Here is a 26230-nt window from a genome sequence, read left to right as displayed (position 1 = left end):
CGGCTGGTCCCCTATCCCGAACGACGCCCAGAACCAACGACCCAGAAACTCAATAAATCGGGACAGGGTCCGACAAGGCCTGTCGGGTGGTGTCCCTGCCGATCTGATATCGCATCCCTGCATCCGTAGACAGGCGACACGCGCATGCGATAGTCGACTAGCCAAATCTGAAGCCGTCAGGCAGCGAGCAGTCCGTCAACGATGATCGAGAGCATCGATGCTACTGAGTCGGCCGGAAGATCGCTGTTGTCTGCGACTGCAGCCACGCCGCCGACAAGCCGGCTGATTTGCATTGCCTCGACCCCGGGGCGCAGGGCCGAGTCCAACGCGTCGATTACGCGCTGGTTAGCGCCGAGGTAGGTCTGGCACTTCGCGGCAAACGGCGAACCAGGGTCGCCGAGCGCAGCGGTGATCCGCGCGGCCGCACCCTTGTGTTCGGTCAGCATCGCCGCAAAGTCCGTCAGCCATTTCAACAACTGCTCCCGCGCGGGGGCGTCGAGGGAAAGCGCCTGGTCGACAGCCGTGTTGACCTTCTCCGCCCAGGCCTCGAGGACCGCGTCGTATAGCGACTCTTTGGTTGTGAAGTGCCGGTAGAGCGTGCCGGGGCCAACACCGGCACCTTTGGCGACCTCGTCCATCGAAACGGCGTCGAAGCCTTTGGCTCGGAAGAGCATACGCGCAACCTCCACGATCCGATCGCGGTTGCGTTGAGCGTCAGCGCGCACAGAAAACACCTCTCGATAAACCAATGCAAAACACACCGTTGCAAAGCGGAGAGTATCTCCGTATAGTTCTAAGCGGAGCTTCTCTCCTCTTAGTCTACGTCAGCCATTCGGCTAGAACAGGACACCTCCCCATGACAATCACAACCGCCACACGTGCGGTCGCCGGGATCGCGCCATCCAGCCGCCGCGCCGGCAGCATTGGCCTCTGGTTGGTCATGCTTGCCCAACTCATGCTTGTCCTCGACGCGACCGTCGTGAACGTCGCACTTCCCCACATCGCTACCGATCTCCACTTCGACCGCGCCGAACTCAGCTGGGTCTTGAACGGCTACGCCCTCGCCTTCGGTGGCCTCTTGTTGCTCGGTGGACGGATCGGAGACGTCTTCGGCCGTCGGCGCACCTTCCTCGTGGGCGTCGCAGCTTTCACGGTCTTCTCACTGCTCGGCGGGCTGGCCACCTCGCCCCTTCTCCTCGTCATCGCACGGGCGCTCCAAGGCCTCGGCGCTGCGTTAGCCGCGCCGAGCGTGCTCGCGCTCATCACCACGAGCGCTCGGGACGAGGGCGCGCGGAACCGGGCGCTCGCCCTGTTCTCTGCCATCGCCTCGATGGGCGGCGCCCTTGGGCTCATCCTCGGCGGGCTGCTCACCGACACGGCCAACTGGCGATGGACTCTCTTCATCAACGTGCCGATCGGCGTCGTTGTCCTCATTGCGGTGCCGCGCCTCGTGGCCGAAACGCCCCGGCGGCCCGGGCGCTTCGACATCCTCGGAGCGGTGACCGCAACCGGCGGCGCCGTCGCCATCGTATGGGCCCTCATCCAAGCGGGCGACGTCGGCTGGTCCAGCCCCCGCACGATCGGCGGCCTCCTGGTCGGCGCAGCGCTGATAGCCGTGCTTGCGTTCACAGAGCGGAGGGTGGCCCACCCCTTGCTTCGCCCGCAACTGCTCCGCAGCCCGAGCAGACTGTCGGCGCTGGCGGCGATGGCGGCCACCTATGGCGGGATGCTGGCGATGTTCTTCCTGATGGTCCAGTACCTCGAAGACGACCTGCACCTCACTCCATTGGTGACCGGGCTCGCGTTCCTGCCGATGCCCCTGAGCATCTTCGCTATGTCGCGGATCATCCCGCGACTGGTCGAGCGCCTAGGCGCGATCCGCCTCGTCATCCTCGGCGCCGCACTTCGCGTCGTCGCCTTCCTGCCGCTCACGCAGCTGAGTGCGGACACACCTTTCGTCCTTGTCATCCTTGCCCTTCTGGCTACCGGAATCTCAGCCGGCATGACGTTCATGCCGCTCACGACGCTCGCCCTACGCAACGTCGAACCCGAGCACGCGGGGTCCGCCTCCGGGCTTTTCCAGACAATGCAGCAACTTGGCGGCGCCGTCGGACTGGCCATCGTGGCTTCGATCTATGCAGCCTTCGCTATCCCTGGCGACTTCCTGACCGGAGGACGGGCCGGGTTCTGGTCGGCGACCGTTCTCTCCGCCCTCGCGCTGGTGGCCGTCGCGGGGCTGGTCATCAGACCTCGGAAGGTTGCATGAGCTGACGCCAGAGGTTACGCGGACTTTGCGGGCGAAGCCTCGCGGCCTTCAAGGTTCGGCTGGCCGAGGCGCTTCGGCGGGTAGATTCCTGGACCTTGGTCTCAGACGCATTCTTCGACAAAGACGCTGTTCTGTTGACAGTCCACCGGCGAAAGGGCCTGGAGTACCACCGTTTTCTTCATTGGTCTCGACAGGGGCCAGTGATGGGCGCACGCACGAGACACCGTCGAGTCCACCATGACTTCTTCGTCGGTGTTTCCCGGGCGGCCGAGCGCCTGGTCTTCACCCAATGCGACGAACGAGGCACGCCGGGATCTCCGAGACGCGGGTGTATCGATCGTCCGCATCGGCTTATGCCGGTCTGCGCGCCGCTCGCACTCCAAAACTTCGCTCGGAACTACTGCGTCGCTTGTTCCCTCGCGAAGTTTTGGACCGCTCCCGGTATCCCAAGTTGCACTCCGGCCCCTCAACCCGGCGTTGGCTCTGCTAACAGAACGACGCCGAACCTCACGGACACCCCGGAGCAATCGCCGACAGCCTGGAGCGGTAATACCGACTTCCGGACGCGAACGACAACCATCAATCACACTCAAAGTCATGCAGAAGTGACCTACCGCATCATGAAGTAGTAAGACCACGGAGCCAGCAAACACCCGAAGAAAGCGAGGCACCCGGAAACGAAAAAGGCCCCCGAAGGGGCTCATCGGTGAACAACCTGTCCACACTCAGAACCCCAAAAGGGACTCTGAGCTGGGAAAACACGTACCCGAGATGGGGCTCGAATTGCATTCCAGCCCCCGAGAATCCACCACTCCCCCGAAAACATCCCCAAATCGGGCCAATCCGGCGGCAGTACGGACCATTCCGACAGGCACGGTGTGCACATTCTGCACGGCCCCCTTTTTGTGCCAAAGACCACGGTCGAGGGTCCTCGACTTTACGACTGAGTTGTCGGGTCCGAGCCCTTTCCTTCCGCCCGGTCAGAACAGAGCTTGAAGGCGACGCTTGCCGCCCTGTTAGTCGCCACTGCAGGTGAAACGTCCGAACCCCGGCTTCCTTTCCCCGCTTCAAGCCCGGCGGCGTAACCGACCATGAAAGCCGTCACCGGCGCTGCTGCATGGATCACGGAGTCTGCAGATTTCCTGGCCAGATCCAGGACCAGCTCCTGGTCAACGTCAAGGTCCAAGATTTGCAGCGCCCTCGCCAGTTCCTGACTCCATTGGGACAGAACCTGTGCTTCTTCGTCGCTGGGCATGATTTCTCCTTGCCGAAAGTCTCGAGCGGTCGGGGGTGGTGCCACGAGAATACAAGGCATTCCCCCGCAAGTCAGTGGGTTGCCGGCAAATTGGCCGGGGACGGAACCGTTCGCCCGCTGGCTATCGATTAGCGCCTTATGAAGTAGGTCGCGCAGCCCTCTGCGGCGAGGTTTGCTGGCCATCTTAACGTGGGACCAGACGACCAACCTGTGAACCAAAATGGGTCGCGGCCCTGGCCGGGCCTCATTGGACCGGTCGCCCTGCTCCCGCTAGAGACGGAGGGCGATACCGCCCATGACGGCATGTACGTGTGACTCATCGCCCACAATCTGTCTGCAACTTTGCTCCAAAAAAAGCGACTAAACCGACCGAGCCAACTTCAGGCGTTGTCCCGAAAGAAGACGGAATTCGAGGCTGCCTTTCGCGAAGCTCGCCCGCTCATCAGCTGAAGGCCTTGCTTCCGCGGCCAGCCCCTTTCCCAGTTCGCTCGAGCCGAATCTCCACCTGCTCCCGGTCGAATGGGACACCGTTGAGCACTACACCGAAGGTTTCCGGTTCTGTCGAGTACGGGCAACGGTAAGCGCTGTTGCATCTACGAGCCGTTCCCAGCCGTAGAACACTTCAGGGCACTCCATGAGACTGGCGGCGATCATTCCCACGCGCCGCTTCCGGAACAGGGCTTATTCGCTGTCCACAGACAGCGGGCGTGACAGACTGGTGCCATGCTGCTCGATGAGCTCGTGAGGACCTCGGAAGCCGTCGCGGCCACCCGCTCCCGGGTCGCCAAGATCAACGAACTGGCAGGCCTGCTGCTCCGGCTCGACCCCGCGGACATCCCGACGGCGGTCGGCTTGCTCACCGCCAAGCCTCGCCAGGGCCGGGTCGGGATCGGCTGGAGCGGCATGAGGGCGGCCAAGGGCGAACCCGCTCCTGAGCCGAATCTCACTATCGCCCACCTCGACGTCGCGTTGGACCGGCTGCTGGCAGCCGCAGGCGCTGGCTCGACCGTGGAACGCGCCGCGACCCTACGGACCCTCATGGCCGAAGCCACCGAACGAGAGCAGGCCTTCATCACCGGCGTGCTGCTCGGAGAACTTCGCACCGGTGCACTCGAAGGCGTACTGACCGATGCGGTTGCCCGCGCCGCCGGGCGGCCGGTCGAGGCCGTACGCCGCGCAGCGATGCTCACCGGCGATCTCGGCGGGACCGCCCTGCTGGCGATCACGGGCACCGCGGCCCAGCTTGACGCAGTCGGCCTCGTCGTCGGGCGTCCCGTGCAGCCCATGCTCGCCGCAACCGCGGCCAGCGCCGGCGAGGCGCTGAAGGCGACGGGGGAAGCGTCGGTGGAATACAAGCTCGACGGCGCACGCATCCAGGTGCACCGTGCCGGCGAAGACGTGCACATCTACACCCGCACCCTGGCCGAAGTGACCCATCGGCTGCCTGAGGTGGTGGAGGTGGTGCGCGGCCTGCCCGTGCGGGATGTGATCCTCGACGGCGAGACCCTGGCCCTCGACGAGGACGGCGGGCCCCGGCCGTTCCAGGAGACCATGTCCCGGTTCGGGGCGAACGAGGCGCGCACCACACTGCTGCATCCGTGGTTTTTCGACGTGCTGCACGTCGACGGGCGCGACCTGCTCGATGAGCCGCTGGCCACACGCATCGGCGTGCTCGAGCGCATCGCCCCCGGTCACCGCATCCCGGGGAAAATCACCGCGGATGCGGCTGTTGCCGAGAGCGTATCGCGCGATGCACTGGCCGCCGGCCATGAGGGTGTGGTCGTGAAGGCGCTGGGCTCGGCCTACGCCGCCGGGCGGCGGGGTTCGAACTGGATCAAGGTGAAGCCGGTGCTCACCTACGACCTGGTGGTGCTCGCCTGCGAATGGGGGTCAGGACGGCGCGCTGGCCTGCTGTCGAACCTGCACCTCGGAGCTCTGGACCCCGTTGGCGAGTTCGGCGAACCCGGCGGTTACGTGATGGTGGGCAAGACTTTCAAAGGCCTCACCGACGCGCTGCTGCAGTGGCAGACTGAAAAGTTCCAGGAGTTGGAGGTGCGGCGTACGGCGGGCACGGTGTGGACTGAGCCGATCACCGTGGTCGAGATCGCCATCGACGGCGTCCAGCACTCTCCCCGCTATCCGGGTGGAATCGCCCTTCGTTTCGCACGCGTCAAGCGCTACCGTGACGACAAGACTGCCGCGGAGGCCGACACCATCCAGGCGTTGCGCGCCCTGCTCCGTACACCAGTGGGCAGTAAGGTATCGCCCGCACCGGCGGAGCCAGATTCGGGAAGAGATGACCCACTCCTGCAAGATTGATGGTTTAGCGTTTTCCGTGCAACCTGCACGAGCTTCAGATCCTTTTAGTGGCGAAGGTCTTGATTAGCCCGATGATTGTCGTGTGCCGGGCTCTCCGGGCCATGGCTGAGGAGCCTTGATCAGGATGTTGGTTTGATGGAGGGAGGCCGGTGAACAAGAACCGTCTGGAGGCGTTCAGTGATGGTGTGCTCGCCATCATCATCACAATCATGGTGCTGGAACTCCATGTACCAGACGAACCGACCTGGCATGGTTTAGGCTCCGTCCTGCCCACGGTCCTCAGCTACCTGCTCAGCTTCGTCTACGTGGGAATTTACTGGAACAATCACCACCACATGATCCATCTGGCAAGCAGGGTCAACGGCTCGATCCTCTGGGCCAATCTGCACTTGTTGTTCTGGCTTTCACTAGTCCCGTTCACCACTCGCTGGATGGATGAGTCCGGATTCGTGCAGATCCCGGTGCTGACGTACGGGATCAACTTGCTCTGCGCCGCGATCGCCTACTTCATCCTGGAACAGGCACTGATCCGCCAACAGGGCCGGAACGGCCCCCTCGCACAGGCAATTGGCCGGGACTGGAAAGGCAAAACGTCCCCACTGATTTACCTCGCAGGCCTTGGGCTGACCGCAGTCCAGCCACTGCTTGGAGTTGCGGTCTACACCATCGTGGCCCTGATCTGGCTAATTCCTGACCGCCGGGTTGAGCACTTCGTCACCCGGGCTAACCGGGACTGACCCCGCCCGGGACTGCCCATAGCCATCGGCAATAGGGAGGGCAAGAGCCACGAAGTGCGAGCTGCAGCGAGGAAATCTATGATCTCGTGCAAAGTGAACAGCCTAAGACCGGCACCTTAGTTGTTAGGAGCAACGAATGGCAGAGTACGACCGCAAGATCCTGAGCGTCAAGGCCAGCTCGTCCTTGCATAGCGGGCTGGTCTAGCGTCGGCGTGGCAGCACGAACCAGGCACGCCGAAGAAAGCACGAGGTACTACGACGCGATATCCAGGGCCTGTCAGAACCGCAAACCTCACCCTCGCGGACGTTACCTGTGAGTGAACGCAGGGTCTTGATCCGTCTGCGGCTGCAGAGTTACCCTATCGGCGTCTGCCGGGACGGCGGACAGACGCCCGGTCTTCACTTACCTCTGGGGGAAGGTGAAGGCCGGGTCTTTCTTCCGGGAACGGCTCCCAAGCAAGCCGCCGGGTCGTTTCGGCGAACGGCCGAGGACTTTTGGACGCCGGCAGCGGCGGGGCTCACAGCTTGTTTCAGTGGAGCCCGCGCCCGTCCTGGACCCCGCGACCAAGGCAATAGCGTTGGCTTCTCTTCGGAATGGGGAGAAAGCTTTCACCCGGGAAAGCCGCGGCGTGGCATGAACACCTGTCTGCCCGGCGCATGGAACCCAGGCGTATGGAACCCTCTGTACCGGCCGGATCAATGCGTGGTCTGGGCTTGATCACTCTCACGAACGGCGCCCTCGCGGGACCCACTTGACCGCGGGGCCTTTAATTTCCAGGGTTCGAGACGTGGAACGAAGCCGCAGGGCATCTCCAGTCCGGTACCCAGTTCGCCACAGAACTGACGTACAGGACTGGATGAATGGTCCGGACCTACGGCAAAAGCGAACGCGGTTAGAGGACGTTGAAAAGAGGACCGGTGATGACGGGACCAATGTCATGGCCCGGGCCCGCGAACGCTCCAAACATCTGTCCAAGCGTCCAGCCCAGAGTTTGTCTTCGCCAACCTGCCGGATTTCGGCCTTTCCACAGGATTTCCCAAGGATTTCCTCGAAAACGGCATGGCTGACCGTCCTTCCTGTCAACATGGTCTCGGGACGGCCGTCCTTGCCGTTCCCACGAGGAGGCCCCGATGCGGGAGAAGGTTGGCAAGGATGCAGTTCGACATCGAATCAAGCCCGGACCGGATCCCGAGTGCCACTCCACCGCGCTGGCAAGTGCCTCGAACAGGCCAGCCGAACGCTCCCGAGGTGTCCCCATGACCTCACCCCAAGAACCGGCCCATGCTTCTCTGACGCGAGCAGCACGCGATCAATCGCCGCAACCGATGCCTCCGATGATGCCCGAACCAAAACCACGAACAGAATCAGCCGCAAGGCGCCTGCTCACGGAGCACATCATCACCCAGGTCGATAAGGGCACCGTGGAACTCCGGAACGATGGAATCGTCCACATCCTCTGGAAGCCCAGAGGCACCATCGAAGTCGCAGATGCCCTTGCAGCCATGGTGGGCATCAACGAAGTCTGCCGGGGCGCCGAACACCCGATGCTGGTCGACATAGCGACGGCGGACGGTTTCAGCCTGGATGCCCGATCCATGTTCTCCACACCATGCGCCGCCTCGCGGATCGCGTTGCTCGGGTCCGGTCCGGTAGCCCGGGTCGTCGCCAGCTTTTTCCTCGGCGTCCGCGCACCGTGTCCCGGCCGCTTTTTCACCTCCAGGAACGAGGCCATCAACTGGCTCGCCCAGGCCGACTGACGCCGATGCAGCTGCGGCGAAGGCGGCTGCGGCCGAGAAGAAGGCCGCGGCGCCGGACAAGCAGCTCGCTGCAGTCAGCTAGCCCGACCATCGCTTCCTTGTCCGTGGCCACGAGCCGGCGTCTTGGACCAGGAAGCCGCCGGCTTGCCGCCCCTGCGCCGGTCAACCGGAAATGTGTATTCATCACGTCCTGCCGCTCCGCCCGGGAGCGGAGCATTGAAAGGTACATTGTGCGCTCCTTCTCCCGCGGTTTCGCCGCAACCGTCTTCGCAGCCTTCTCGCTGGGCTCACTGGCGCCGGCGGCCTCGGCAGTCACAGCGACAGGTGCGTCCGAGCAGCCTGCCCGCTACCTGGTCCGTTACGCCCCGGGAACTGATGTTGCCGCCGCAGCAAAGTCGCTGCGCAGCTCCGGAAAGACTGTGGGCCGCACATTTACGACGGCGGTGCGCGCCGCCGTGGTGACCACCACCCCGGCACAGGCCAAGATGTTGGCCGGTTCCCGCGGCGTCGTTGCTGTTGAGCCGGACCTGCCGGTCCGGGCCACGGACACGCAGGCGAACGCTCCCTGGGGCCTGGACCGTGCCGACCAGCGCGCCCTTCCGCTCTCGACCACCTTTACTCCCCCGTCCGCCGGTGCCGGGGTCAGCGCCTACGTAGTCGACACCGGTGTCCTGGCCTCCCACGGCGACTTCGGCGGCCGCGTCGCGGCCGGTTACTCCGCCATCGCCGACGGACGGGGCAGCTCGGACTGCAACGGGCACGGTACTCACGTGGCCGGAATCCTCGCCGGCAGCACCTACGGCGTCGCCAAGGGCGCCAGTGTGATTCCGGTGCGCGTCCTGGGCTGTGACGGCAACGGCTCCATGTCGGACGTGATCGCCGGACTGGACTGGGTGGCAGCGAACCACACCGCGGGCACCCCAGCCGTGGTCAACCTGAGCCTGGGCGGGGGCACCAGCTCCACCCTTGACGCGGCCTTTCAGAACGTCATCAACGACGGCGTCACCGCAACTGTCGCGGCCGGCAACTCCGCCGCCGATGCATGCGCCAGTTCCCCCGCACGGGTAGCGGCAGCCCTGACGGTGGCAGCCAGCGACCCGTCGGACCGGCAGGCGTCGTTCTCGAACTATGGAAGCTGCGTGGACCTCTACGCCCCCGGCGTCGCCATCAACTCGGACTACTACACCTCCAGCACGGCCACCGCCACCATGTCCGGAACATCAATGGCGTCCCCGCATGTGGCCGGCGCGGCGGCTGTGCTGCTCGCCCGGACACCGTCGCTGACGCCCGCCCAGGTGGCTTCCGCGTTGAACACTTCCGCCACCGCCGGCGTCATTACCGGCGCCGCCGCCGGCACCCCCAACCGGCTCCTCTACGTGGGCGCCGTAACTGTCACCGATCCTGCACCGGCCGCGACCAAGCCTTCCGCGGCAACCAATGTCAAAGCAACCGCCGGCAGCCGGTCCGCAAAAGTGAACTGGACCAAAGGCAGCGACGGCGGCTCTGCCCTGACCGGTCAAACGGTGACCGTCTACTCCGGCACTACCCGGATCGCCAGCTTCCGGATTTCCGCATCCGCCGGCAGCGCCACGATCACCGGGCTGCGCGCGGGCAGCTACTACTCCTTCAGCATCATCGAAACCAGCAAGCTCGGTAACAGCCCCGAATCCGCCAGATCCAACACGGTCCGCATCCTTCCATAACATCACCGACCCGTCCCTGAGGAGGACGAAGGAAAGGCTGATGCGGCCATGGGACGACGTCACGCCGACGAAGCCCTTCAGGAGCTCCCGTACGATGCGGGGCCGGAACTGGTTAGCGCCCTCGTAACAGCTGACGGTCGCGTTCACGCCGGCCTCTTTCAGCCGGCGGCCGTGGCGTCGCCTTCGTCGCACAGGCGACGAACCAGAGCCGGGAAGCTATCGCCGACAGGATGACACTGCCGCACCGTCTCCGGGTTCCGAACCCAACCGCCGATCAGACAGAAGTCATGTAGAACAACCCCTGCCCGACCATGAAGAAGCAAGATCGCAAACCCTCGGCATCCCAAGAAAGCCAGGCACAGCCGGAGACGAAAAAAGGCCCCCGAAGGGGCCCTCCCGTCAACAGTCTGTCCACGCTCAGCGACCAACCGGCCCGCTGACCTGCGGAAACACTGTGCCCGAGGTGGGACTCGAATTGCATTCCACAGCCCGAGAATCCTCCCCCGAAAACATCCTCCGGGGCAGTCCGACCGAATTACGGCCCAGTATGGCCGGCAAAGTGTGCACATTGTGCACACCCCCTTTTTTGGCAGCGCGGGAGGCACAAGGAAACGACTGCAGACCGAGGAGCACTAGCCCGCACGACCCCGATTGCGGTAGGAAGATCCGGTACCGAGTTCTCCGGAGCCGGGGCATTCCGTCCGCCACGTCCGCAAACCCATGAAACAACTCATCGTGAACGAAACACCGGAAGAACTCGCCGCCATGCACGTTCCGGCCGACCTTATCGCCACGGCGTGCAAGGTCCATAATTCAAACGTCTGTATAGTCGCGAACGTTCGAAGGAGGAGCAATGCGCGGATTCCACTGTGTAGATCCCTCGCACGATAGGATCGAGTTCACCGGTGCGGATGACGAAGAGCTATTCCAAAACATCAAGGCGCACACTGCCGAGGCCCATCCTGAGCTCACTGACAGCCAGGTCAGGGAGATGATGGCAGGCGAGGCGTGGTGGAAGGAAATGGCAACATCTGGGACCAACGCTGGATCGTCGCCGTCCGCCTACGACAAGTAACGCGACCGGCCTCTAAGACTCCCAGCCCGCCAGAGCCGGCCGCGTCCCTCGCGACGCGCCAAACCACCCCGAACGCGCGGGGAGCGGGCTGCGACCAGAACGACAAAACGCGGGCTATCGGCGTGTAACTAACGGGAGTTGCGTTTGCTGCGACGGCTCCCGTCTTCCGACGATTCGGGCGTTTCCGCAGGTCAGTAGCCAGTCGGCAGCTCAAAGTACTATCTGCGGACCGGGCTGGATTTGGCCCGTTTCCCCAGCCAACTGTAGGTTCCTTTCCTAATCGTCACCCTCGGCCTCGATGGTCTTCGTCTCCTTCAGCCGAATCGTTGCGGTGAGTTTCATAACCCTGCTTTAGCCTTCTCCTGCTGCCCTGTAACACTGGGCAAGCCACGACGCGGAAGACCCCGAACCGGTGATACGCAGCTCCTGCCTCATGTGTCGGCCCGACCGGAGCTCCTGCTGGCTGCCTAGAGCAGCTGTTCGGCGAATAGCCAACATCGTAGGCACGGCACCGGAGAGATGAGGGTCGGGATATGTTTACCTAAACGGTCTCCAACGGATCGGCTGCCGGCGGGCGGAGCTCAATCATTAACGGCTTCTGCTATCTGCAGTGCGGCCCGGGCGGGCGTGAGGTGCGTGGTGTCGACGACCTCAGCCTCGTCGTGCAGCCACGTGTGGGCCGCCTCAGCGTAGGGCTCAAGGTATTTGAGGCGGAACGGGGAGTTGGGGCCGATAACTGTGTCCCCCGCGATGCGCCCGCGGAGGGTGTCCTGGTCGGCATGGAGGACGAAGTGCCTGACCGGAATGGCATGTTGGGCGAAGCCCCTACTGATCTCGCGCCAGTACTGCTCGACCAGGACCGTCATGGGGATCACCAAAATGCCGCCGGTGAAGTCGAGGACGCGGCGGGCGGTCTCGACCACGAGTGGCCTCCATGGTGGCCAATGCTGGAAGTTGTCCGTCGCGGGCAGCCCCGGGGTGATGTCCATGAGTGTCTCACCGACCTTCTCGGCGTCGAACACCCGGGAATCCGGAATCAGCTGCTGCACGATTGCACTGGTCGTTGTCTTACCTGCGCCGTGGGTGCCGTTGAGCCAGATGATCACGGGACCCTGCTTTCTGTCTCTGGCGTCATCGTGGCACCGTACTTTCGCGTATGACGAGTGAGGGCCGGAGCAGGATCTGCTCGGGTTTGCTGTCGGAGCCGCTGAGCAGGTCGAGCAGCAGGCGGAGGGTGTGCTTTGCGGCGGTTTCCAGTGGCTGGGCGACGCTTGTCAGCGCGGGCGTGACGGCCCGGGCGCCGATGCTGTCGTCGAAGCCGACGATGCCGATATCGCGGCCTGGTTCGAGTCCTCTCTCCTGGCACGCGCGCAAGGCGCCGATTGCAAGGGTGTCGCTTGCGCAGGTGAATGCGGTCGGCGGTGTCTTCCGGTCCAGCAGGGCACCGGCCAGCCGGCGCCCGGTCTCGACGTCGTCCGGGCCGCGCATGTTCATTCCGCTCGTGGCCAGACCATGCGAGTTCATGGCGCGCTGCCAGCCGGACTCTCGGTCCTCGGCCAGCCCAATCGATTTCTCCCAGCCTAAGTAAGCGATGCGTTGGTGGCCGATGTCGACCAGATGGTTTACCGCCTGCTCGAGACCGGCTGCCCCATCAACGTCGACCCACCAGCATTCCGACATGGGCAAGCCCCAGGGGCGTCCGAACACGACGAATGGAATGTGGCGGTCGAGCAGGAAAAGGGGGATTGGCAGATCGTCGGACGTCGTGCAGGTAGTGACGAAGCAGTCGACAGTATTCCTGCGGAAGGTCTCCTCGATGATCCGGATCTCTTCCTGGTAGTTCACGGCCGCGTGACAGAAGACGCCGTAGCCGGCCGCGTTCGCGGCTACCGAGAGTTCATAGAGGTAGCTGGAGAGTATGCCGCCCACGTCACGATGCGCAGGGAATACCCGGAAGCCGACAGCTTGTGGCGTACGGGTCCGGAGTGAGCGGGCAGCATGGTTCGGTCGATAGCCGAGTTCGTCGACCGCCTTCAGGACCTTGCGCAATGTGGCAGGGCTGAGCCTGTCGGGGGTGCTCAGTGCGAAGGAGACCGTCTGCGTGGAGACTCCGACCCTTTTAGCAACCATGGCCATTGTGGGCCGAGGCGACCGGGGTTGGGGGCTTCGAGTGTTCCTACCTCCACCGGAGTCGGCCTCCACCGGTGTTTGAACGTTAAACTCCATGTTGCCATACTGCCTGTCAGGCTTCGCCACGTCAAAGGACCTCGCGATGAAAGCCCCTGGATGTTGCGGCACTGCCGGTCGCCTCCATCCATATTTACGGGCCCCTCTCCCGACAACCCTCGAGGTCCCAAACTGCCTACAGGCCTTGACGAGTGTGATTTAGCGCACTATGGTCTCTGTTTATCGATCAACAAGTTTTAACGATAAACAAGAGTTCAGGCATCGGCCCTGTCGCAGAGGACACCCAGTTGCCTGGCCTCGACCAGCCCCGGTCGGCCATCACATCACGCCGAACGATGCGCCTGGCCACAGCCCGGCTCTTCACCGTCAGCCCCCGGCTGTGCCTCCGGTCACGCACTGCCTGCTGTTCGTCATCAGCTGTTCAAAGCTTTCGAAAGGAACGACTACTATGTCCAACTCCCTCTTTACCCCGGATATGGGCCGCCGCAGTGTCCTCAAGGCGGGCTTGTTCGCCGGTTTAGGTTTGGCCGCGGCTCCCTCGCTGGCAGCCTGCACCGGCGCTTCCGCTGGTGGCGGTTCCGCCGCCGGCGCAGTGAAGTGGGCGGGGTGGGACGGGCCGCCCTCGTCGGAACGGTTCGTTCAGCTCTCCCAGAATCTGACGACGAAGCTGGGGGCACAGGTCACCTACCAGCAGGTTGTGGGTGACTACCTCGCCAAGCTGCTGTCGCAGCTCTCTGCCGGGGCTGCTCCGGATGCCTTCTACGTCGGCGACATCTACATGGCCAAACTGATCGAAACCAAGCAGTTGCTCGATCTCACCCCGTACCTGGACAGTGGAAACGCCGCGGTGAAGCTCGATGACTTCCACAAGGGCCTGTACCAATGGTGCAGGCCTGCCGACGGGGGCCCCGGGCTGTTCGGGCTGCCGACGGACTGCAACCCGATCGTTTTCTGGTTCAACAAGGATCTCCTGGCGGCGGCAGGTGTCACCACCGACCCGGTTGCCCACTTCGAGGCGGGCACGTGGACCCAGGACGCATTGACGGACATGTTGGACAAGATCCGTGCCACCGGCAAGAAGGGTCTGTTGGTCGGTGGCGGCTGGTTCGACTGGTTCGGCTGGATGAGCACCTTCGGCGGGACTATCTTCGACGAGTCCGGCAAGGCCGTGTTCGACGACGATGCGAAGTCCCAGGAGGCGTTGGCTTGGCTTTTCGAGCAGCTTAGGTCGGGAAATATCGCCTACACCGGGGCCCTCCCGCAGGGACAGAGTGGTGACACTCTCTTCTACGCCGGTCAGGCCACGACCTACACTTCCGGCCGCGTTATTCTGCCGAACGTCAAGAAGCTCAAGTTCGGCTACGATATGGCTCCCTTCCCCTCCCTGTCCGGTAAGGACATCATGCCGGTGCCGGTCAATACGGCTGCGCTGTCGGTCAACGTCAATTCCAAGAATCAGGCCAAGGCACTGGAGTTCCTCGGCAACTTCGTCAACGCAGAAGGGCAGAAGTTCCGCCTCTCCGGCGGCGGCAACGCGGTACCGTCAATCAAGGGCCTGGACGAGATCGTCACAGAGGACAACCTGCCCGCGCACGGCAAGCTCTTCAATGACATCGCGGCCAAGGGTTACGCCGTTCCCCAGGCGATCGCCAGCAATCCGAAGGTCCTCACCGAGCTCCCGAAGATGGTGGACCAGATGTTCAAGGCGGGCAACGAGACCCCGAAGTCTTTCAGCGGCAAGCTGGTTAAGCTGATCAACGGGGCTTCCTGATGGCAGTCCTGGCCCCCTCGTCCCCGCCCAGTGCACAACAACAAGGGCCCGGGAACACCGGCTCCCGCGTGCGCCGGCGCCGCAAGGACACCGTGGCGGGATACCTGTTCCTGACGCCCCAGCTGCTGGGACTGGTGGTGTTCATGGTGGGCCCGCTGCTCTTCGCCCTGGTGCTGGCGTTCTATCACTGGGACGGGTTCGGCACGCGCTCCTTCGCCGGCCTGTCCAACTTCGTGGATGTCCTGTCAGACCCGGCCATCCAGCGCTCGGCGGTGAACACGCTGTGGTACACGGTGCTGCAGGTGCCGGGACTGATGCTCACCGCCTTATTCTTCGCCGTGCTGATGCAGCGGGCCGGCAAGCTGACCCCGGCGTACCGGGTGGCCTTTTTTGCCCCGGTGATCACCTCCTCGGTGGCGGTCGCGGCGATTTGGCTCTGGTTGTTTAACCCCGACATCAGCCCGGTCAACGGCGCCCTGCGCGACATCGGGCTGCCCGCGCCGAACTGGCTGCAGGATCCCAACTTCGTCATTCCCTCTTTCGCGATCGTCGGGATCTGGCAGGGCCTGGGCTACCAGTTGGTGATGTTCATGGCCGGCTTGCAGAGCATCGACCGCTCGTGTCTGGAGGCCGCCGAGATCGACGGCTGCTCGGAGTGGCAAAAGCTGCAGCGGATCACGATCCCGCTGCTGTCCCCAACAATCCTGTTCCTGTCGATCACCTCGATCCTCGGCTCGTTCCAGGTGTTCGACTACATCTACGTCTTCTTCGGCTCTACAGCTCCGGACGCATCCCGCACCATCGTGTACGAAGTCGTCCAGATCGCATTCAACGAGTTCAACTTCGGGCAGGCATCGGCTCTCGCCCTACTTCTGTTCCTGGCCCTGCTGGCGGTCACCGGACTCCAGCTGACGGCCCAAAAGAGATGGGTCCACTACTCAGAATGAGCACCTCCCCAGACACCGTCACCCGATCGGCCGCGACTAATAAAAGCGGTCCTCGCTCGGTACAGGTCGTCCGTAGCAACCTGCTGCTGCACGCGGTCCTGATCATCGGCGCGCTAGCCATGGCGCTGCCGTTCGCCTGGATGCTGTTTTCCTCATTCAAACCTCTGGGGGAGATCTTCATCCAGCCGCCTAAGCTCCTGCCTCAGGACTGGAACGTGGACGGCTACGGCACCGCCCTGGGCGGGGCCGACTTTGTCAGGGGGTTCTGGAACAGCACCTACATCGCCCTGACCGTCACTGCGATTTCCCTGCTCACCTCCGCGATGGCAGCATACGCGTTCGCGCGGATCGACTTCTGGGGACGCCGTGGGCTGTTCATGGTCTTCCTGGCCACCATGATGGTCCCTGGCCAGCTCACGATCATCCCGCTGTACCTCATCATGGGCGGGCTGGGCTGGGTGGACAGCCACCTCGCGCTCATCGTGCCGGCCGCACTCTTCAATGCCTTCGGGGTATTCCTGCTGCGTCAGTATGTCAGGGGCATACCCGTGGAGTTGGAGGAAGCCGCCGAGATCGATGGCGCCGGCAGGATCCGAAGGTTTGTGACCATCATCCTGCCGCTGCTGCGCACCCCGCTCACGGCGCTGGGGATCTTCACGTTCCTGGGCCAGTGGAACAACTTTTTCAGCCCGCTGATTTTCCTCAACAGCACAGAGAACTTCACGCTGCCGTTGCTGGTCAATCAGTTCAAGGGCCAGTTCACCTCCGATTGGCCCGCGCTGATGGCCGCCACGACCCTGTTGGCGGCACCGATGCTGATCATGTTCGCGGTCGCGCAACGCCAGATCGTAGAAGGTGTCGCATTGTCCGGCTCCAAGTCCTGAGCTACAGCGAAAACCGAAAAGGCATCCACACCGCCCACGGCCCGCGACAAACCCCGCAGCCGACCACACACCCGAGAAGGACCACGCATGACCCCCCATGGAGTTCCCTCCGACCAGCCAAACCTCACGCACGTGCCGACATCCGCGCGGAGCCTGCCCGTACCTGCCGGGCGTGACGAGCGGCAGCCCGATACCCGTGTAATCGAACAGTCCCCGGCCGACACCGGGTGGACGCTCAGCACGACCAGAACGGACGAGGGCTATTGGCCAGCCTTCCTTGGCAACGGGTATTTCAGTGGCCGGGTTCCGGCGGAAGGCATGGGCTACGCGACGACGCCGATAGAAACTCAAGCGCATCTGGCCGGGTTCTACGCCCAAAGCGGCCCGGTCGAGAAGAGCGCGGGCATCCCTACATGGTCCACACTGGCCTTCTCTGACGAGTCAGGCACCTACGGCCGGCTGCCCTCGTCAGTGCCGGATGGTGAAGATGGTCACGGGGACCAGGGAACCGTGAGCAACTACCGGCAGACACTGGACATGCGGCGCGGGCTCCTGACCACCCAGGCGACGTGGGCCTCACCGGCGGGCCGCAGCACCGATCTCACCTACCAGGTCATGGTTCACCAGGCCCGGCAACGGATTGCTGCGGTCCGTCTCACCTTCACCCCGCACTGGAGCGGAGGCGCGCGTGTAACCGGCATCTTCGACGGTACCGGCGCAGGGCTGACCGAACGGACGAGCAGAGGCTACGACGGCGCGACAGCCGAATCATACGAGACGGTCACCACCATCGGCACAGGGATCAGCGCAACTCTCGCGTCCCGGCTGGAACTGCCAGCCGAAGTGACGGGGCACATCACTGAATTCGGTACGGGCCAGCTCCAATCGGCCGGTGTTCAGGCAACCTTCGACGTGAAAGCCGGAACTACATACACGGTTACCAAGTATGTCGGAGTAGCCAGCTCCCAGGACTGCGAAGACCCGTGGTCGACTGCCCGCGCCGCCGTGGTGGCCGCGGCGGACACCGGGTATTGCGAGCTGCTGGCCGAACACGAAGCGGCGTGGGCGGACCTGTGGCGGTCCGATATCGAGGTTGGAGGCGATCCGGTACTGCAACTACAGGTCCGCGCGAGCATGTTCTACTTGCTCGAAAGCACGCGCGCCGGGGTGAACTGGAGCCTGTCACCATGCGGCCTGTCCGGCGACGGTTACAACGGGCACATCTTCTGGGACACCGAGACCTGGATGTATCCGGCGCTGCTGGCCCAGCATCCGGATATCGCGGTGGGCGTGAACACCTACCGACAAGAGCGCCTGGCCGCGGCTCAGGAGTATGCGACGCGGACCGGGTTCGCAGGTCTCCGGTTCCCCTGGGAGAGCGCGTTGCGAGGTGACGAACAGACTCCACCCGGCTGGGAGATGGCTGACCTTGAGCATCACATCACCGCCGACGTCGCACTCGCCCATTGGCAGTACTACCTCGCCACCGCCGATCGTACCTGGCTCGCCGAGAAGGCCTGGCCGGTGCTGGAAGGTGCCGCGGAGTTCTGGATGAGCTCCGCCGTTCCCAATGATGCTGGCGGATACGACATCAATCAGGTGATGGGCCCGGATGAATACCACTCCCCGGTCAACAACAGCGTCTACACGAACGTCGCCGCCGCCGAAACGCTGCGGATCGCCGCCCGGGCGGCGAAAGTGATGTGCATGCCGACAGCCCCGGAGTGGGACCGGGTTGCTGACGGGCTGCGGATCCCTTTCGACGAGGATCTGGGCATCCATCCGCAGTACGACGGTTACCAAGGCGAAACCATCAAGCAGGCCGACGTGGTGATGTTGCAGTATCCCTGGGAGCACCCCATGCCTGCCGAGGTCGCGCGGAACAATCTCGACTACTACGTGCACCGGACCGACCCGGGCGGTCCGTCCATGACCGACTCTATCCACGCCATCGGCCATGCCGCGCTGGGCACGTCCGGGTCCGCGTCCTACGAATTTATGCGACGAAGCGTGGACCCGTTCATGCGCGGTCCGTTTAACCAGTTTGCCGAAGGACGTCACGGAGGCGCGTTCACGTTCACCACAGGCCAGGGGGGTTTCCTGCAAGTGTTCCTCTACGGTTTCAGCGGATTGCGCTGGCGTGAGGATCGGCTCAGGCTCGATCCGCTTCTGCCGCTTCAGCTGGACAGTCTTACCCTGCGCCGGATGTTGTGGCAGGGACGCGAATTCGACATCGCAATCGGCCCGGAGCACACCACGATCACGCTGACCGCAGGTCTGCCGATGAAAGTGGAAGTCCCAAGCGGGATGCATCCCCTGCGTCACGGGGATCCGCTGACCGTGCCGACCCGCCAGCCTGAACTGCTGCCCACCAGCACGCTCGCTGGGCTGTCGGCATCCACGGAATCCTGAACCGCGGATCGACCCTGATGCCTGAGGCGTGTACCCGGGTCCCGGCAGCACCCGGGTACACGACGGCTGGCAGCACCGTAACCGTCACAAGGCCGCCCGGGCCGGGATTGCAATCCGCTGACGCCGCCCTGGGCACCGCAGAAAACTCGATAACCACCGGCGAAACCCCCACCTTCACACTCCCCAGACCAGCCGACCTGCCACACGAAACGAGACCCCATGTCTACGCTCAGCGACCTTCAAACAGCCCCCTACACCAACCCCACGCGGCCCATCCCGGAAAGGGTGAAGGATCTTCTCCAACGGATGACTCTGGAAGAAAAGGTCGGCCAAATGCTGCAGCTGGACGCCCGCGGCGACCTCGAAGACCAGGTAACCGGGAAGCTCGTAGGCTCCTTGCTTCACGCCTCCCCGGAACGGATCGTGGAAGCACGCGAACTTGTCCTGACCACACGGCTGCAGATCCCACTCCTGATGGCCGATGACTGCATCCACGGGCACTCCTTCTGGCCAGGTGCCACGATCTTTCCGACCCAGCTGGCCATGGCCTGCACCTGGGACCCAACCCTTGTCGAACATGGGGCCCGCGCCACAGCAGTGGAAGTCGCCGCCACCGGGCTGCACTGGACCTTCTCACCCGTCCTTTGCATCAGCCGCGATCTGCGCTGGGGCCGCGTCAACGAAACGTTCGGCGAAGACCCGCACCTGATCGGCGCCCTCGGACAAGCCATGATCCGCGGATATCAAGGCAACGGGCTCGCTGACCGGACCGCAATCCTCGCCACCGCGAAGCACTTCGCCGGATACTCCGAAACCCAGGGCGGACGCGACGCCAGCGAAGCAGACCTCAGCCGCCGCAAGCTCCGCTCCTGGTTCCTGCCCCCATTCCAGGAAGCCGTCAAAGCAGGATGCCGGACATTCATGCTTGGCTACCAGGCCATCGACGGTGTGCCCGTCACCGCCAACAAGTGGCTTCTGAACGAGGTCCTGAAAGGCGAATGGGGTTTCACCGGCACCTTGGTCACGGACTGGGACAATGTCGGCCGCATGGTGTGGGAACAAAAAGTCTGCGCCGATAACCTCCAAGCGGCCAAGGTCGCCGTCGAGGCAGGCAATGACCTCGTCATGACCACACCACAGTTCTTCGAAGGAGCCCAGGAAGCCGTCTCACGCGGTGACCTCGACGAGGCCCTGATCGATGACGCCGTCCGCCGGCTGCTCACCCTCAAATTCGAGCTCGGTCTCTTCGAAGATCCCCGCATTCCGGACGACAAGCTGCAGGCAGAAGTCATCGGTTCCGCCGCCCACACGCAAATTAACCTGGACCTTGCCCGCAAGGCGCTGGTCCTGCTCACCAACGACGGCACACTCCCGCTGGCCGGAGGCCTGACCGCCAGTGACAGCGGACGGGCGGAGGCATCCGGCAAGGCCCGAACCATTGCCGTGATCGGACCAAACGCCGACGATCCCCACGCGCAGCTCGGCGACTGGGCCGGCGCCTCCGGCCAGATCGACTGGCTTCCCGACGGCCACCCGCGGCACCTGACCACCACCGTCCTCGATGGCTTTCGCGGCATCGCCCCTGAAGACTGGACCGTTACACACGCCCGCGGGGCGGACATCGGCCATGAGATCCCGGATCCGGCAGGTCCCACTCTCAACGACGGCCAACCCCGTCCGAATCTCTTCACCCCTGCCGGCAGCGACGAAGCCATGCTCGAGGAAGCCGTCACCACCGCCAGAAACGCCGACTACGTCGTCGCTGTCATCGGCGACACCGTCGCCCTCGCCGGGGAACAAAAATCAACGGCAACCCTGGAACTGCAGGGCGGTCAAATCGAACTTGTCGAACGGCTCGTCGAAACCGGTGTGCCCGTCATTGTCGTGCTTATCCAATCAAAACCCTCCGTCCTGCCCCAGTCCGTTCTGGACGCTGCAGCCATCATCGAAGCCTTCAACCCGGGCATGCAGGGCGGACGCGCCGTCGCTGAACTGATCCTGGGCCTGATCGAACCCGCCGGACGACTGCCGATATCCTTCGCACGCCATGCCGGACAGCTCCCGATCTACTACAACCAGGTCCGGGGGCAGCACGGTGAACGCTACGCCGACCTCTCGCAGGAACCCCTGTTCGCGTTCGGCCACGGACTCAGCTACACCACGGTCGAATACAGCAACCTCCGCCTGCACTCCGAAACGGTAACGGCTGACGTCCAGGTGGAAGCCACAGTGACCCTCACAAACACGGGAACACGCCCGGCAATTGAAACCGTGCAGGTTTACCTGGCAGACCTGGTCACCAGCGTCACTTGGGCCGAACGCGAGCTGAAGACCTTCTCCCAAGCACACATCGCCCCGGGCGAATCCGTCGAGGTGAAACTTTCCCTTCCGGCCAGTACCTGCTCACTGGTGAACCAAGACGGTCACCGCATCGTCGAACCAGGAGCCTTCAGCCTTCTCGTGGGCCGAAGCTCCCGCGACCCGCACATGCTCAAGGCAGGGTTCCGGATAACCGAGTAAGCACCAGCGCGCATCCGTTGAGCTTTATCTGACACCCGTTCCGCCCGTGGGAGGTGGTCCTTTACCGCCTCCCACTCTCTAACAATCCTCGACATGCCAGCACATGACAGGTCCTTTCGCCCAGTTCCCTAGGGTGGTCCAGGATCGCCGGTCAGGGAGGACAACTCTGAAAGGCGAACATGGTCGCGTTTCCACCTTCCGGCTTTCCGCGCCAAGGGCTCGCAGATGTGCTGCTGTCTCCGGTACGTAAGGGAATGGATAAGTCCGCAACGCACGCAGCCGTCGTTCGACAACATGTGGACAATCTCCTTGCAGCTCTCGCGTTTGGTATTTCCTGCCGTGACCGAGAATTCCTCGCCGAGCTGTTGAAAGATACCCTCCTCCACGTCGAAGGCACCGAATCAGCAAACGAGGTTTCCCTGATCGAAACAGGCGCGCCTAACACATCGGGCCTTCAGCTCGTTCAGACCGTCACCAATGTCGCTATCCAAATGGACAGCAGCGGTGCCGAATATCAAGCCATTTATCAGACGTGGCAGCTGGGATCAGGCCCAGCTTGCGTAGCCATGGGCTCATACAGGGGCAAGCTCACGGCGGGTCCGCAGGTCTGGAGGTGGGTTGAACACGCCACCGCCAGTCTCGGCACGATGGCCGAAAGTGGGCTAGGGAAACCGGATATAAGAGCTCCGTTGGCTGCCGCTCGAAGTCCTTCGCTTTGCAGCCGCAGTCTTCTGGGTGGGATATCGGGAGCAATCTGAACTGAGTGGAATGCCTCCCGTCATAGGGTCCTGTGGAATCGTGCTTCATGCGGATGTGGTCTTTGATCAAGAGCATTTCGATGACTTGAGCTGCCGCATTGAGGTCTTGGGCGAGTGCTCCCTGCTCGGTGTCTGCGGGTGTTTGGATTGATCCGTCTTTTCCTTGATCGACGTAGAAGCCTCGCTGTTTGAGAAGGTTCGCCTCTTTGCCTGCGGACTCAGCTTTTTCTCGTTGCTCGCGCCAGATCCGCTCCCAGGATTCCCGGTCGTCACCTATTCGCCGCTGCAGTCGGGCGGGCTACGTGGCTCAAAAGGCGGTCCGCGCGCACCACGCAATGCAGAGATACGGAGAGCGCCTACTAATGAACAGGACAGGATCTACCGAGACTCGCCTGATTGTGATTCGAGGCAACTCGGGTAGCGGGAAGTCGCAGTTGGCTCATGCGATCCGGGCAGCGCGTCCGAGAGGCGTAGCGATCATCGGCCACGACGTCTTGCGACGCGAGATCCTGCACGTTCGCGACCATCCGGGTGCGCTGAGTGTTCCCTTGATCGACATGACGACCCGGTTCGCGCTGGACAACGGGCTGCACGTGGTGCTCGAAGGCATCCTGCACTCTGAGAGCTATGGGAAAATGCTCGCGAATCTCTGTCGCGACCATCTACGCATTACCCGCTGCTATTACTACAACCTGGAGCTACCTGAGACGCTTCGTCGGCATCGCACCAAGAAACTCGCCGGCGAAGTTTCAGAAGAGCAGGTCGCGTCTTGGTATCGGAGTGAAGATCTGGTCGCAGGCCTGGACGAAGCTGTCTTCGACGAGACCATAAGCGTAGAGGCGGCGTTGAATGTAGTGCTGAATGACGTGGGATGGCAGGACAGGGACGTCTCCTGAACTAGATCGTGGATGCCAAACGGGCGTTACTGCTGGGGGATCGGGATACGCAAACCCCCTGCGGCGGCGACCGCCAACTCAGCAAAGCCATTTACACCATCGCCCTCATCAGAATGAACAGGGACTTGGCCACCAAAGACTACGTGGCGAAACGAACAAGCAAAGGGCGAACAAAGAAAGAGATCATCCGCAGTCTCAAGCGCTACATCAGCCGCTACCGGCAGCTCAGCAGCGCCGGGTCCACACCACAGGCCATCGTTTCGCCCGCTGGTGGCTGGCACCTGACCCGCCGGCTGAGTGGTCGCTCACCCTAGTGGCTGATGTCGTTGAGAGTCACCACACCTGCCGGTCATGAAAGAAGTCGTCCTCTCGAAGATGGGTGATACTGCCGGCCGACACCTTGAACTTCACATAACCGGCATCAGTGAGAGGAAGTCCTATCCAGGCTGCAATGAGATAGCTAGCAGTGCCGCCGCGGGTGACTACGACGATGTCCTGCGCCTCATCGACGTGAATGCGTTGAAGAGCTGCGTACGCGCCGCACCAACGAGACAGTCAGGACCCGCGTTCTGGCCCTGCGCCGGAAACTAGGGACCGCCTAGCTGGACGCCGGGCCGGTCACCATCGCCTGGCACCTGAACCGTGAAGGCCACCCTCCCCCCCTCGACCTCCACGATCCGCCGCATCCTGCACAGCGCAGGCATGATCAGCCCGAACCGAAGAAACGCCCCAAGGCATCCCTGCACCGTTTCGAAGCACACCAGACCCACCCGCCTCGCCGGAGGCAGGGGCGGCCGGAACGCCTTCGAACACCAGCTCCACGCCCTGGGCATCACCCAGAAAAACGGCTACCCGAACCACCCCAGACACAGGGCAAGATCGAACGCTTCCACCAGACCCTGAAGAAGTGGCTCACGGGCCAGCCCCGCGCCCACACCCTGGCAGACCTGAGCGAGCAACTGGGAAAGTTCCGGCACATCTACAACCACGAACGCCCCACCGGGCCCCAAAGCAGGTCCCGCCGGAGCGAAACAAGGAGACCACTGGCGCCAACTCCTCGACCGCGTGGACAAAACCGGGAAACTCAGCCTCCGCTACGCCGGCCGGCTCCGCCACATCGGCATCGGCCGCGCCTATGCCGGAACACACATCCTGATGCTCATCCACGACACCGACGCCACCATCAGCGACATCACCACCGGAGAGATCATCCGGGAACTCAGAAAGAAGTCGAGGCATCGGGACACGAAAAGGGCCCCCGAAGGGGCCCTTTTCGTGAACATATTGTCCACACTCAGCGGCCAACCGGCCGCTGAACTGGGAAACACGTAGCCGAGATGGGACTCGAACGGGATTCCGGGCCTTGTTATTACTGGGAAGAGGCGGAAACCTACGGAATCCGGGCCAATTCGATGGCTGTACGACCAAGTCTGAGGTGAAAAGTGTGGACATTGTTCACACTTCTTTTTTGCCCAGTCGCGACCACCGGCGCCATCCGCTCCGGCCGCCGAGCCGCCGATGAAATCCTCGAGAACCTCTCGTAACCGGCGCTCACATCCGTCCGGACGGGGCGTGGGCTGTTCCTTCCGTCCCAGGTCAAATCCTCGGCCCAAATGGGATACTAAGCTATGGTTTTTTCCTCGGGCAGGGGCACTCCGGGTGTGGTGGCAGTGGTCGGTGCGACCGGCCGGCAGGGATCGGCCGTGGTCCGCCACCTCCTCAAAGACGGGTGGCAGGTGCGTGCCCTGACCCGAAATCCGTCCAGCGACGCTTCACAGGCCCTGCGCGCGCTCGGCGCTGAGGTTCAGCAAGCGAACACCGAGGATCCCGGCTCTCTTCGGACACCGTTCGAAGGGGCCTACGGGCTTTTCAACGTCCAGAATCCCATGACCAGTGGGATCGACGCCGAAGTCCGGCAAGGAAGCAACGTGGCGGAGGCCGCAGCTGAAGCGGGCATACGCCACGTGGTGTACGGGGCGGCAGGAGTCAGCGACCAGCCGACAGGCGTCGGCTCCTGGGACTCGAAGCTGGTCATCGCCCGGCGCTTTCGCGAACTCGGACTGCCGCTCACCGTGCTCCGGCCAATGGCGTTCATGGAACTGATGACGGACAAAGGTTTCTACCCACAGTTTTCCACCTGGCACCTGATGCCAAAGCTGATGGGCCCGACCCGGCCGGTGGGCTGGCTGTGCGTTGACGATCTGGGTGGCATCGCCGCCCGGATGTTCACCGACCCCGAACGGTGGAGCGGCGCGGTGCTGGGACTGGCATCCGACGTGCGGTCAATAGACGAGTGCCGCATCCTGTGGCAGGAGCGGACCGGACGAAAGCCCCGTGGGTTGCCGATGCCGGAGAAGCTGTTTGAACGGTTCGTGGGGAAGGACCTCACCACCATGTGGCGATGGCTGCGGACCGGGCAGTTCGACATGAGTACGCAGGCAACGCGCGAGGTCCTGCCGGAGGCCCGGACCATTAAGGAATGGTTGATATAACGGCCAAAGTGAGCGGTGCTGAGCAGCACCGGACCGCGGAGACTGCGGGGCTGCCGCTTGGCCTACCTGCTGGGAGCGAAAGCGAGGAGTGATTCGACGGCGATCAGCCGAGCGCGAAAAAGCAGCCTCAAGTGTGGACAATGCCCACACGACCCTTGGCAGGACAAATGAGCCTGCGGATTCAGGGATCCTGACGGCTCGGAGCTGCCGGAATAGAAAAAGTTCATAACCTCAGCGCCTCAAATCCGTA

General features: G+C 63.2%; 19 protein-coding genes and 2 pseudogenes. 15 read left to right on the top strand and 6 right to left on the bottom strand.

Annotated elements, in window-relative coordinates; all coding sequences use genetic code 11:
- Positions 1 to 176: 176 nt before the first annotated feature.
- Positions 177 to 674 carry a TetR/AcrR family transcriptional regulator gene (locus ACN9M4_RS09155; protein WP_426303206.1) on the bottom strand — a complete coding sequence of 166 codons (498 nt, stop codon included), beginning with the start codon at positions 672 to 674 and terminating at the stop codon, positions 177 to 179.
- A gap of 182 nt (positions 675 to 856) precedes the next feature.
- Between ACN9M4_RS09155 and ACN9M4_RS09150 the strand changes: the two genes are divergently transcribed.
- Positions 857 to 2266 carry an MFS transporter gene (locus ACN9M4_RS09150; RefSeq protein WP_426303205.1) on the top strand — a complete coding sequence of 470 codons (1410 nt, stop codon included), beginning with the start codon at positions 857 to 859 and terminating at the stop codon, positions 2264 to 2266.
- 937 nt (positions 2267 to 3203) lie between these two features.
- On the opposite strand, the gene ACN9M4_RS09145 is transcribed toward ACN9M4_RS09150, so the two are convergent.
- Positions 3204 to 3521 (bottom strand): DUF6457 domain-containing protein, encoded by a 318-nt coding sequence (locus ACN9M4_RS09145; RefSeq protein WP_426303204.1) that lies wholly within the window; start codon positions 3519 to 3521, stop codon positions 3204 to 3206.
- 723 nt (positions 3522 to 4244) lie between these two features.
- Here ACN9M4_RS09145 and ACN9M4_RS09140 point away from each other — a divergent pair.
- The 5 genes from ACN9M4_RS09140 to ACN9M4_RS09120 all read left to right on the top strand — a co-directional run bounded on the left by ACN9M4_RS09140 (position 4245) and on the right by ACN9M4_RS09120 (position 11113).
- Positions 4245 to 5840, top strand: a complete 1596-nt coding sequence (locus ACN9M4_RS09140; RefSeq protein WP_426303203.1) for an ATP-dependent DNA ligase — start codon at positions 4245 to 4247, stop codon at positions 5838 to 5840.
- 149 nt (positions 5841 to 5989) lie between these two features.
- On the top strand, positions 5990 to 6577 hold the full coding sequence (locus ACN9M4_RS09135) for a TMEM175 family protein (RefSeq protein ID WP_426303202.1): 588 nt from the start codon (positions 5990 to 5992) through the stop codon (positions 6575 to 6577).
- A 1338-nt stretch (positions 6578 to 7915) separates the two neighbouring features.
- Complete coding sequence (locus ACN9M4_RS09130; protein ID WP_426303201.1) at positions 7916 to 8335, top strand: STAS/SEC14 domain-containing protein; 420 nt, start codon at positions 7916 to 7918, stop codon at positions 8333 to 8335.
- A 230-nt stretch (positions 8336 to 8565) separates the two neighbouring features.
- Positions 8566 to 10038, top strand: a complete 1473-nt coding sequence (locus ACN9M4_RS09125) for a S8 family serine peptidase (protein WP_426303200.1) — start codon at positions 8566 to 8568, stop codon at positions 10036 to 10038.
- Between the two features lie 853 nt (positions 10039 to 10891).
- Positions 10892 to 11113 carry a hypothetical protein gene (locus tag ACN9M4_RS09120; RefSeq protein WP_426303199.1) on the top strand — a complete coding sequence of 74 codons (222 nt, stop codon included), beginning with the start codon at positions 10892 to 10894 and terminating at the stop codon, positions 11111 to 11113.
- Between the two features lie 581 nt (positions 11114 to 11694).
- On the opposite strand, the gene ACN9M4_RS09115 is transcribed toward ACN9M4_RS09120, so the two are convergent.
- The 3 genes and pseudogenes from ACN9M4_RS09115 to ACN9M4_RS09105 all read right to left on the bottom strand — a co-directional run.
- Entirely contained in the window at positions 11695 to 12219 is a 525-nt protein-coding gene (locus ACN9M4_RS09115) for an ATP-binding protein (RefSeq protein WP_426303198.1), read from the bottom strand.
- A 25-nt stretch (positions 12220 to 12244) separates the two neighbouring features.
- On the bottom strand, positions 12245 to 13162 hold the full coding sequence (locus ACN9M4_RS09110; protein WP_426303438.1) for a LacI family DNA-binding transcriptional regulator: 918 nt from the start codon (positions 13160 to 13162) through the stop codon (positions 12245 to 12247).
- A gap of 12 nt (positions 13163 to 13174) precedes the next feature.
- Positions 13175 to 13243 (bottom strand): annotated as a pseudogene (locus ACN9M4_RS09105) (hypothetical protein); the annotation flags it as partial.
- Between the two features lie 505 nt (positions 13244 to 13748).
- Here ACN9M4_RS09105 and ACN9M4_RS09100 point away from each other — a divergent pair.
- The 5 genes from ACN9M4_RS09100 (at position 13749) to ACN9M4_RS09080 (ending at position 21834) form a co-directional block, all read left to right on the top strand.
- Positions 13749 to 15071: an ABC transporter substrate-binding protein gene (locus ACN9M4_RS09100; RefSeq protein WP_426303197.1), complete on the top strand. Its 1323-nt coding sequence runs from the start codon at positions 13749 to 13751 to the stop codon at positions 15069 to 15071.
- Entirely contained in the window at positions 15071 to 16018 is a 948-nt protein-coding gene (locus tag ACN9M4_RS09095; protein WP_426303196.1) for a carbohydrate ABC transporter permease, read from the top strand. The genes ACN9M4_RS09100 and ACN9M4_RS09095 overlap by 1 nt, the downstream gene beginning before the upstream one ends.
- Complete coding sequence (locus ACN9M4_RS09090; protein ID WP_426303195.1) at positions 16015 to 16902, top strand: carbohydrate ABC transporter permease; 888 nt, start codon at positions 16015 to 16017, stop codon at positions 16900 to 16902. The genes ACN9M4_RS09095 and ACN9M4_RS09090 overlap by 4 nt, the downstream gene beginning before the upstream one ends.
- Positions 16903 to 16989: 87 nt before the next feature.
- Positions 16990 to 19314, top strand: coding sequence for a glycosyl hydrolase family 65 protein (locus ACN9M4_RS09085; RefSeq protein ID WP_426303194.1), 2325 nt, complete (start codon positions 16990 to 16992; stop codon positions 19312 to 19314).
- Between the two features lie 219 nt (positions 19315 to 19533).
- The gene (locus ACN9M4_RS09080; protein WP_426303193.1) at positions 19534 to 21834 is read left to right on the top strand and encodes a glycoside hydrolase family 3 N-terminal domain-containing protein; all 2301 of its coding nucleotides are present in this window, start codon (positions 19534 to 19536) and stop codon (positions 21832 to 21834) included.
- Positions 21835 to 22422: 588 nt separating this feature from the next.
- Here ACN9M4_RS09080 and ACN9M4_RS09075 read toward each other — a convergent pair.
- Positions 22423 to 22839: an AbiV family abortive infection protein gene (locus ACN9M4_RS09075; RefSeq protein WP_426303437.1), complete on the bottom strand. Its 417-nt coding sequence runs from the start codon at positions 22837 to 22839 to the stop codon at positions 22423 to 22425.
- A gap of 115 nt (positions 22840 to 22954) precedes the next feature.
- Here ACN9M4_RS09075 and ACN9M4_RS09070 point away from each other — a divergent pair, with 115 nt between their 5' ends.
- From ACN9M4_RS09070 to ACN9M4_RS09055, 4 genes and pseudogenes are all read left to right on the top strand, one after another.
- Entirely contained in the window at positions 22955 to 23488 is a 534-nt protein-coding gene (locus ACN9M4_RS09070; RefSeq protein WP_426303192.1) for an AAA family ATPase, read from the top strand.
- 8 nt (positions 23489 to 23496) lie between these two features.
- The gene (locus ACN9M4_RS09065; protein ID WP_426303191.1) at positions 23497 to 23802 is read left to right on the top strand and encodes a hypothetical protein; all 306 of its coding nucleotides are present in this window, start codon (positions 23497 to 23499) and stop codon (positions 23800 to 23802) included.
- A 222-nt stretch (positions 23803 to 24024) separates the two neighbouring features.
- Positions 24025 to 24820, top strand: a pseudogene (locus ACN9M4_RS09060) (integrase core domain-containing protein); the annotation flags it as partial.
- A gap of 371 nt (positions 24821 to 25191) precedes the next feature.
- A complete protein-coding gene (locus ACN9M4_RS09055; RefSeq protein WP_426303190.1) occupies positions 25192 to 25980 on the top strand; it encodes an NmrA/HSCARG family protein in 789 nt (262 codons plus the stop codon).
- Positions 25981 to 26230 lie beyond the last annotated feature (250 nt).

Source organism: Arthrobacter sp. R-11 (genome assembly GCF_049913155.1).
Taxonomy (GTDB): Bacteria; Actinomycetota; Actinomycetes; order Actinomycetales; family Micrococcaceae; genus Arthrobacter.
This window is presented reverse-complemented; position numbering and strand designations above follow the sequence as displayed.

Bases quoted from the DNA above. Each gene is read 5' to 3' on its own strand.
- ACN9M4_RS09155 (WP_426303206.1), bottom strand. From the start codon at position 674: ATGCTCTTCCGAGCCAAAGGCTTCGACGCCGTTTCGATGGACGAGGTC.
- ACN9M4_RS09150 (WP_426303205.1), top strand. From the start codon at position 857: ATGACAATCACAACCGCCACACGTGCGGTCGCCGGGATCGCGCCATCC.
- ACN9M4_RS09145 (WP_426303204.1), bottom strand. From the start codon at position 3,521: ATGCCCAGCGACGAAGAAGCACAGGTTCTGTCCCAATGGAGTCAGGAA.
- ACN9M4_RS09140 (WP_426303203.1), top strand. From the start codon at position 4,245: ATGCTGCTCGATGAGCTCGTGAGGACCTCGGAAGCCGTCGCGGCCACC.
- ACN9M4_RS09130 (WP_426303201.1), top strand. From the start codon at position 7,916: ATGCCCGAACCAAAACCACGAACAGAATCAGCCGCAAGGCGCCTGCTC.
- ACN9M4_RS09120 (WP_426303199.1), top strand. From the start codon at position 10,892: ATGCGCGGATTCCACTGTGTAGATCCCTCGCACGATAGGATCGAGTTC.
- ACN9M4_RS09100 (WP_426303197.1), top strand. From the start codon at position 13,749: ATGTCCAACTCCCTCTTTACCCCGGATATGGGCCGCCGCAGTGTCCTC.
- ACN9M4_RS09095 (WP_426303196.1), top strand. From the start codon at position 15,071: ATGGCAGTCCTGGCCCCCTCGTCCCCGCCCAGTGCACAACAACAAGGG.
- ACN9M4_RS09090 (WP_426303195.1), top strand. From the start codon at position 16,015: ATGAGCACCTCCCCAGACACCGTCACCCGATCGGCCGCGACTAATAAA.
- ACN9M4_RS09085 (WP_426303194.1), top strand. From the start codon at position 16,990: ATGACCCCCCATGGAGTTCCCTCCGACCAGCCAAACCTCACGCACGTG.
- ACN9M4_RS09080 (WP_426303193.1), top strand. From the start codon at position 19,534: ATGTCTACGCTCAGCGACCTTCAAACAGCCCCCTACACCAACCCCACG.
- ACN9M4_RS09070 (WP_426303192.1), top strand. From the start codon at position 22,955: ATGAACAGGACAGGATCTACCGAGACTCGCCTGATTGTGATTCGAGGC.